This window comes from Dissulfurirhabdus thermomarina (assembly GCF_012979235.1).
Classification (GTDB): domain Bacteria; phylum Desulfobacterota; class Dissulfuribacteria; order Dissulfuribacterales; family Dissulfurirhabdaceae; genus Dissulfurirhabdus; species Dissulfurirhabdus thermomarina.
Map to the genome: position 1 here is coordinate 1 of NZ_JAATWC010000019.1, position 1232 is coordinate 1232.

Below are 1232 nucleotides of genomic sequence, written 5' to 3' on the forward strand. Positions count from 1 at the left end.
TTGGCACAGATATTATGATCCGAGTACTGGAAGATATCTGAGTCCGGACCCGATTGGGTTGGCTGGGGGGATTAATCTTTACTCCTACGCCAACGCCAACCCCATCAACCTTATTGATCGGTTTGGCCTTGTCTGGGTAACAATTGGTTATGATTATCACGGCGTTAAAAACTGGGCTAGATGGTATTTGAACCGTTGGGGATCTCAGATAGGGAAAGGATTAGATCCTACTTTCCCTGGTGCTGATCCAGAGGAATTAGTTGGTTTAAAAAGAGATGTACTGCAAGAGTGGAGGCCCGACCCTGATGATCCTTGCCGGGACAAAGAATTTCCAATTGGTACCAGAAGAAGGGTGCCGCAAGACTACAATAAATTTCTCAATCCTGGGCCAGACAAGGTATTAGTCAATAAACCGGATGAGCCATATTATTATCAGTGGGATCCTTGGGTTAGCAGCCCGACCTATGATGATTACCCAAATACAAAGTATGAAAACCTTTATTATTGGGAGCAAGGAGAATAGTTGATGAATTTAATAAAGGCGATAGTCATTTCCCCAGGCGAACTCTTTAAAAATTCGAAGGAAAAAAAGAGAGACATTGTATTGCTATTTGTCATTAGCTTTGCTGTTGTTTTTCTGAAAAGTTTTTTTAAAGGGCGATATGCAACAAATTTTAATTTTTTTGAGAATCAATCCCTCAACGAGGTGTTCTCCTTTTTGGCCATTCCTCAAGTCACTGTCGTCACAACATATATTTCATTTTTTATTTTTGTTTCCTTGCTGTTTTTGATTGTAAAAATTTTTTCAAAAGAGGCTTCATTTAAGACACTTTTATTTTCGTTGATGTCAATAAGCGGTATAGGTGTTATTGCACACCTCATTGCAACTCCTATGATGTTTTTCGCAGAGTCATTCATCATGTCCATAGGTTATGTTTTTTACCTTTGGGTTGTCGTCCTGTCTGTTTTGGCGATTAAAAATAGCCAAAGTCTACCGCTTGTAAAAGCTGTAACTAGTTTTTTGATTGTAGCTCTGCCATTTTTGTTATTTGGATGGTTGCCGGTCATTTCCCCTTATCTTATTTACCTAGCGGTTTAGATTACTCGGGGAGCCCTTGAGGGCGGACGGGATGGCCGGGCGGGTGCTGTAATCAGATAGTGGTTGGCACCCCGCAAGGGTAGTAAAAACCGGGACAGATCTATTTTTAATTCCGGGGACATCATCCCTATTT

The 1232-nt window shown here is 41.0% G+C and carries 2 protein-coding genes; both read left to right on the forward strand.

All coding sequences use genetic code 11. The features are described from left to right. A partial coding sequence (locus tag HCU62_RS11530) for an RHS repeat-associated core domain-containing protein (RefSeq protein ID WP_169755666.1) occupies positions 1 to 523 on the forward strand: 523 nt, incomplete at its 5' end. Positions 524 to 526: 3 nt separating this feature from the next. Then, positions 527 to 1099: a YIP1 family protein gene (locus tag HCU62_RS11535; RefSeq protein WP_163299953.1), complete on the forward strand. Its 573-nt coding sequence runs from the start codon at positions 527 to 529 to the stop codon at positions 1097 to 1099. Positions 1100 to 1232 lie beyond the last annotated feature (133 nt).

What these genes read in the sequence shown, in the direction of transcription:
- HCU62_RS11535 (WP_163299953.1), top strand. Translation starts at nt 527, where the DNA reads ATGAATTTAATAAAGGCGATAGTCATTTCCCCAGGCGAACTCTTTAAA.